Origin of the sequence: Paenibacillus massiliensis 2301065 = DSM 16942 (assembly GCF_000377505.1) — a bacterium.
GTDB classification, from domain to species: Bacteria; Bacillota; Bacilli; order Paenibacillales; family Paenibacillaceae; genus Paenibacillus; species Paenibacillus massiliensis.
Genome location: NZ_KB898189.1, coordinates 404001 through 411119, shown reverse-complemented (window position 1 = coordinate 411119; position 7119 = coordinate 404001). Strand labels below are relative to the sequence as shown.

Genomic DNA, 7119 nt, shown 5'->3' with positions numbered 1-7119 from the left:
AAACAAATGCACGTTTGGTGGCGATAGCGGAGGGGTTCCACACGTACCCATCCCGAACACGACCGTTAAGCCCTCCAGCGCCGATGGTACTTGGACCGAAGGGTCCTGGGAGAGTAGGACGCCGCCAAGCACAAGAACCACTGCCGATCTTCGGTGGTGGTTTTTTTATATTCTGCGCACAGTGATAACAGTGATAGCTGTCTTGATAGTTATACAAGATCTATCCAGACTATATTCTGATCAGGTGAAAGAATAGCCATACATACCAATGCCATGGGCTAAAGTAACTGCAACACAGTGCTTTGGTTTTTTTGTATATTGAGGGTGGTAAGGTTAGTTTACTACCTTTTCTGTGGACTAGACTCAGCCAGAATGGCTATTATAGTAAGTCTGGAAGAGACATCTAAGCTTCGGTATCTCATACAAAGGGTAACTCCAAGTAAGTACAATAAATAAAATTTATAATAATTTAGTACCAAGTACTAAGACTTGATGCTATAATTATATCTAGACGTAGATAACACTAATCATATCATATGCAAGCTCTCAATAATCTGTGGGGTGATACGAAATGATGCAATCCAAAGCTATAATTACAGCTATAGGCGCCTATGTACCTGAACGAATATTAAGTAATGCGGATCTGGAGAAGCTGGTGGATACCAGTGATGAATGGATTGTCCAACGGACAGGGATGAGGGAAAGGAGAATTGCTGCTGAGGATGAATTCGTATCTGATCTGGCGACCCGTGCTGTAGAGGATCTGATACGTCGTTATGCGGTTCGTATAGAGGATGTGGATATGATCATTGTAGCTAGCAGCACAACGGAATTTGCTTTTCCTAGTGCAGCATCACGTGTACAGGCGAACCTGCGTATTCCACATACGGGAGTCCTCGATGTGAATGCTGCCTGTGCGGGATTCACTTACGGGCTACAATTGGCCAACAGTCTCGTGACCAGTGGATTGCACCGCAAAGTGTTGGTGGTCGGAGCAGAGACGCTGTCCAAAATCACGGACTATACCGACCGGACCACCTGTGTGCTATTTGGTGATGGAGCAGGTGCGGTTCTGATCGAAGAGGCGGGCCAAGCTGAGGGAGGCTTTCTTGCTGCAATATCTGGTACGAATGGGGAAGGCGGCATCCATCTGTATAAATCGGGACTCTCCACCCAGATGAACGGGGTTCCTCTACAAGGGAATGGAGCACTGGTGCAGAATGGGCGAGAGGTCTATAAGTGGGCTGTACGCATGGTGCCTGAGCAGTTAACTGCAATGATTCGCCAAGCAGGCCTGTTGCCTGAACAGATTGATTGGTTCGTGCCCCATAGCGCGAATCTGCGTATGATTGAAGCCATGTGTGAACGGGGACCGATTGGGCTCGAAAGAACGCTGACCAGCGTGGAGTACCGTGGCAATACATCAGCAGCGTCGATCCCTTTAGCCTTGCAGCTAGCTGTGGATGAAGGACGACTGAAGCAGGGACAGCAGCTTGCCTTGCTCGGCTTTGGCGGAGGACTTACCTATTCAGGGGTAATCGTACGCTGGGGCGTCCCGGATACACAACGTTAGAAGAGACATTGCAGCAGGCGTTACAGCAGACGTTACAGCCTCCTTAAGAGGAGGCATTACAGTCTATGAGACTGTGGTTATTCAACCAGAATGTGTCCGACTGATAGTCTAACAAGAGGGTTCGAACGTCCATCCCCGGCGAGTCTATTACCTTCATGCTATAATGGAATAATTGAGGAAAATTCAGCGTTATTCCCTGATGGGCTAGCAGAAAGGAAGAATTTGCATGAAAACGTTAGTGCTCGCCGAGAAGCCATCCGTAGCCAGAGAAATAGCACGGGTGATGGGTGCACGTGATAAGCATAAGAGCCATTTGGAAGGTCCGAAATATGTTGTAACCTGGGCACTTGGACATTTGGTCGGTCTGGCCGAGCCAGAGGATTATGATCATAAATATGCTACCTGGAACCTGGAGGATCTCCCGATCCTGCCCCAGCGAACCAAGCTGAAGGTGCTGAGAGAGACGAATCACCAGTACAAAGCCGTTCAACAGCTCATGAAGCGTCAGGACATTGGCGAACTGGTCATCGCAACAGATGCCGCCCGTGAAGGAGAGCTGCTGGCGCGTTGGATCATGCAGATGGCCCAGTGGAAGAAGCCGTTCAAGCGACTGTGGATTTCGTCCCAGACGGATAAGGCCATCAAGGAGGGCTTCGCTTCCCTGAAGCCAGGCAGCCAGTTCGACCGATTGTATGAATCGGCTCGCTGCCGGGCAGAGGCGGATTGGATGATCGGGCTGAATGTGACACGGGCTCTGACCTGCCGTTTCAATGCACAGTTGTCAGCGGGACGCGTTCAGACCCCATCCCTCGGGATGATTATGGACAGGGAGAAGGAGATAACCGGCTTCCGGTCTCAAGAGTATGACACGGTGACTGTAGATCTGGGAGCATTCCAGGCTACTTGGCGTGCTGCTGGAGGGGATGCGCGGCTATTTGATCCGAAGCAGACAGAGGCGCTCAAGAAGCGTGTAGAAGGGCGTAAAGGAACCATTGCTCAGGTCAAGAAGAGCGAAAAAGTCGAGCCACATCCACTGGCCTATGATCTGACGGAGCTGCAGCGGGATGCGAACCGAAAATTTGGCTTCTCCGCCAAGCAGACCTCCAATGTCCTGCAGCGGTTGTATGAGCAGCACAAGCTGGTTACCTATCCACGTACGGATAGCCGTTACTTGACTGCAGATATGGTATCGACGCTCAAGGATCGGCTGGAGAGCGTTGCCGTCGGCCCTTATGCGTCACTGGCCAGACCCTTGCTGAGACAAAAGCTTAATATCACAAAGCGAATCGTGGACGACAGCAAGGTGACAGATCACCATGCGATTATTCCAACGGAGCAGACGTTGCTGCTGAACCAGCTTAGCCCTGAAGAGCGCAAGCTGTATGATCTGATCGTGCGGCGCTTTATCAGCCTTTTCTATCCGCCTGCTCGATATGATGCAGTGGCCATTACGGTCCAAGTGGGCGAGGATAACTTCCATGCGAAGGGAACCACGGTCAAGGATCATGGCTGGCGTGAGGTGTACGGAGGAGACTTTACCGATGATGAGGATGAAGCCGACGAGGATACCCATGAGGGCACTGGACGACTGTTGCCCGAGGTACAGAAGGGGCAGAGTGTAACGGTTAATCGTTGCCTGGTGAAAAGTGGGCGTACACAGCCACCGAAGAGATATACAGAGGCTGCTCTGCTCGCTCAGATGGAGAAGCACGGTCTGGGTACCCCAGCTACCCGTGCGGATATTATTGAGAAGCTCGTCAGCTCGGACACGATAGATCGGCAGGGGAACAGCCTGCATCCGACAGGAAAAGGCAAGCAGCTCATTGAGCTGGTGGCGGAGCAATTGCGTACACCAGAGCTTACAGCACGCTGGGAGGCAGAGCTGGAGCGAATTGCCCGCGGTCAGGGCAAGCCTGAGCCGTTCCTTGCAGGGATTCGTTCCATGGCGAAGGAACTGGTGGCGTCTGTGAAGGGAAGCAAGGCAGAATATAAACCCCACAATGTCTCCAACAGTCATTGCCCTGACTGCAACACTCGCTTGCTTGAGAAGAAGGGCAAACGCGGCAAATTCCTCGTATGTCCCAATGGAGACTGCGGCTACCGCCGTTCCGCGGAGAAGCGTCTATCCAATCGACGTTGCCCGCAATGTCACAAGAAGATGGAACTTAAGGAAGGCAAGGCTGGTCTTTATGTGCAATGCTTGCCGTGCGGCATTACGGAGACGCTGGATAAGGATAGACAGCATGTCAACAAGCGGGAGCAACAGAAGCTGGTTAAGCAATATGCCAAGCAGGAGTCGATCGGCTCCAATCTGGGAGATCTGCTCAAGGCTGCGATGGAGAAAAAAGGACAATAGGCTGTACAGCAACAGTGATATAGCGATATAACAACGTAACAACATAGTAATGTAATAACTTGAAAACTTGAAAACGTAATAACTAGAGAACGTAACAATATAAAAACAAAGAACATAGCAATATAGCGCTACTCCATCATCCAAACAACGCAAACTCCAACATCGAAACAGCGCAATGCACCAACATTGTAGTGCTCTAACATCACCAATATTGCAGTATGTGGTACATATGAAAATGCAAGCTGTTTGAGTGTGAATTATACATTCACTATGATGATAGAGAGCAGATTTCATACGTTCTGCATGTTCAGCCAGGGGCTATGCCTCTGGCTTTGTTCATGATGGCTTCACAACGAAGCGGTTACGATACTCCTTCGGTGTGTAGCCTGTATATTTCTTGAATACCTTGATGAAATAGCTCTGATCATGAAAGTTCAGCAAGGAATAAATCTCACTTAAACTGTAATCCGAGAAAACAATCAGGTTCTTCGCTTCCTCTACCCGTTGCTTCTGAATGAAGCTCTTCAGACCCTCCCCGGTCTCATCCTTGAACTTGCGAGATAGATGCGAGGAGCTCATCTTCAAGTAATCGGCGAGACCACATAGATCCAGATCATCGTACAGGTGATCGAATATGTACTCCTGACACAGCAAGATATCCTTGGAAAAGTGGGCTCGCTGCACCTTCTCCACTCGTTCAGTGAAGTCAACGAGAATATCCTCCAGCAAGGGATGAATCGTATCAATCCTCGGCACATGCTCCACATACTGAATGTAATCATCACTCATGGTAAAGGCCAGCTCCGAATAGAGCCCTCCTTCAATAGCTGAGCGAGTGGCGAGGGTGATAGCTGAGATGATCAGGTTTTTCTTGCTACGAAGACTATCATTTTTGGATAGCGTGCCATAGACCCCTCTCATATCCGTATGCTGTTTGAGATAGAGTAGCATTTTCTTCTTGTTGCCTAGTCTGATCTGCTCAAAGATCTTTTTCTCAGCCAAATAGGATTTGTGGAACAGACTGTTCTCGCGCGGAGAGACGAGCTGGAGTTCTAACACGTCGTCTGTCTTGCTGTTCAGCATGCTTTGGTTCTCCTCGATGACCTGCTCCAGGCTAAGGGCTTCATGGTACACCAGATAATAGATCAGGACGGCGGCGCTCAACAGTTGGGTTGTATCGTGAGGGTAAGGAGCCGAGCTCTCTAACTGCTGATTCAATAGATTCGTATCCAGGAATTTGCGGGAGCTTGGCCACAGCAGCAGTCGGCCTTCACCGTCTGCTGTCTGAACAGGTATGAGAATGATCTTATCAGCCTGCCTGTTGATGTAGGCCAGATGAATTTTCTTGGTGACTGGCATCGCAAGAAGCTGACTAATCCAATCCCGCGGAAGACTACTCTTGTCCGGGTTGGAGGTATAGGTGCTAGTATAGGACCAGGAAGATTCGGGATTAGGCACATTTTCAATATAGAATACAGGAATTTGCGTGGCATCGTAGGCGAGCTTGGCCGCCAATTGTATGTGTGCAGCACTGGGAAGAAGCACAGGGAACCTCCTTATTGAAGTAAAATCAAAAGGTTACTATTTATCGCAAATAAATACCATAATTATAAAAGGAAACGCTTTATATTTCAATTATAGAGTTGAAGCGCTTTCCTTCGTGGGATAAAAGGCTGTAAGCGGATTCTGAATAGGAATAAATAGCTACTGGCCTCAGACTCCTTCTGATTTGATGAAAGCGGTTATACATCAAGGAGGGCTGGGAAATGGCAACACAAGAAGAGGTCGTAACAAGAGTGCCCAAGGCAGCAACCGGTAAGCACGATAATGAGAAAATGGCCTTGAAGGAAAAGGTCAGCTATGGCTTGGGGGATGTAGCATCCAACCTGATTTATACCGTCATTACGACATATTTGACTTTTTATTTTACAGATGTATTCGGTCTGGGGGCTGCCGCAGTCGGCACGATGATGCTCGTCGTCCGCTTCGTGGATATGATTGATAGTCCGATCTTCGGAGTGCTGATTGATCGTACCAATACGAAGTGGGGCAAATCCAGGCCATGGATTCTATGGTTCTGTATCCCCTTCGCACTGTCATCTATGCTGCTGTTTATGGGACCTGATCTGAGTGAGTCGGGCAAACTGGTATACGCTTACATATTTTATATCGCATCGAGCGTGTTGTACGCAGCAGTCAACAATCCTTTAACAACGATGCTATCGAGCATGAGCAACAATGTTCAGGAGAGAACAGTAGCGAACATTTTCCGAATGGTTGGTGGACAAATTGGCGGTCTGATCGTCAACCTCAGTCTGCTTCCACTGGTGGCCTTCTTCGGAAATGGCAATCAGCAACAAGGCTTCTTCTATACGATGACACTCTTCTCTAGTGTTGGTGTTATCATGTTTCTGATTACCTTTTGGAATACGAGAGAACGGGTACAAGGTGTCGCTGGCAATGAGGCGGTACCGCTGAAGGATGGTCTGAAAGCAATCAAGGGGAACAAGCCGTGGTTGATTGTGTCCCTGCTCGGACTCGTATTTTTCATGATGTATATTATTAAGCTGTCGGCCGGGATCTACTATATAACTTACAACCTTGGACAGCAGGAGCTCGTACCTACCGTCAATACGCTGGGTATGATGACTTTGGTGGGTATGCTGGCGGTACCTTTCCTGACCAAAAAGTATAGTAAGCGTGCGCTAGTAATAGCGGGTATGGTCATCAATATCGCTGGTATGCTGGTCATCTGGGCTGGTGGAGATCAGATCGGATTTATCCTGGCAGGGACAGTCATTTCTGCGATCGGCCTGGGCTTGCCTGGAGGCCTGATCTTTACGCTGATGGCGGATACGGTGGATTATGGCGAATGGAAGTCCGGGATACGCTCGCAGGGCCTTCTGGTATCCGCGGCGGGAATTGGCATTAAGCTGGGCTCGGGCCTGGGCGGAGCGATTCCAGCCTGGATGCTGGCTGCCGGGGGATATGTGCCTAATCAGGAGCAGACAGCTGCTGCACTCACGGCGATTACGACAAGCTACATTTGGCTGCCTGTTCTGTTCAGTGTGCTTGCCATTGTAATTATGTTCTTTTACAAATTCGAGAAGCCGCATGACGAGATCATTGCTGAGTTGGAATACAGAAGAGCACAGAGCCTGAAGAGACGGAAGAGCCTATAGGAGGTCTT

The 7119-nt window shown here is 49.3% G+C and carries 4 protein-coding genes and 1 rRNA gene; 4 read left to right on the top strand and 1 reads right to left on the bottom strand.

Going from position 1 to position 7119, the window contains the following annotated elements; genetic code table 11:
* Positions 1-13 precede the first annotated feature (13 nt).
* From rrf to D328_RS0112675, 3 genes are all read left to right on the top strand, one after another.
* A 5S ribosomal RNA gene (gene rrf / locus D328_RS0112685) occupies positions 14-130 on the top strand.
* Between the two features lie 441 nt (positions 131-571).
* Positions 572-1573, top strand: coding sequence for a ketoacyl-ACP synthase III (locus tag D328_RS0112680; RefSeq protein WP_018885394.1), 1002 nt, complete (start codon positions 572-574; stop codon positions 1571-1573).
* Positions 1574-1799: 226 nt separating this feature from the next.
* The gene (locus tag D328_RS0112675; protein WP_018885393.1) at positions 1800-3929 is read left to right on the top strand and encodes a DNA topoisomerase III; all 2130 of its coding nucleotides are present in this window, start codon (positions 1800-1802) and stop codon (positions 3927-3929) included.
* 336 nt (positions 3930-4265) lie between these two features.
* On the opposite strand, the gene D328_RS29035 is transcribed toward D328_RS0112675, so the two are convergent.
* Complete coding sequence (locus D328_RS29035; protein WP_018885392.1) at positions 4266-5474, bottom strand: helix-turn-helix domain-containing protein; 1209 nt, start codon at positions 5472-5474, stop codon at positions 4266-4268.
* 221 nt (positions 5475-5695) lie between these two features.
* On the opposite strand from D328_RS29035, the gene D328_RS0112665 reads away from it, so the two are divergent.
* Positions 5696-7111 (top strand): MFS transporter, encoded by a 1416-nt coding sequence (locus D328_RS0112665; RefSeq protein WP_018885391.1) that lies wholly within the window; start codon positions 5696-5698, stop codon positions 7109-7111.
* The last annotated feature ends 8 nt before the right edge of the window (positions 7112-7119 follow it).

Bases quoted from the DNA above. Each gene is read 5' to 3' on its own strand.
- D328_RS0112675 (WP_018885393.1), top strand. From the start codon at position 1,800: ATGAAAACGTTAGTGCTCGCCGAGAAGCCATCCGTAGCCAGAGAAATA.
- D328_RS0112665 (WP_018885391.1), top strand. From the start codon at position 5,696: ATGGCAACACAAGAAGAGGTCGTAACAAGAGTGCCCAAGGCAGCAACC.
- D328_RS0112680 (WP_018885394.1), top strand. From the start codon at position 572: ATGATGCAATCCAAAGCTATAATTACAGCTATAGGCGCCTATGTACCT.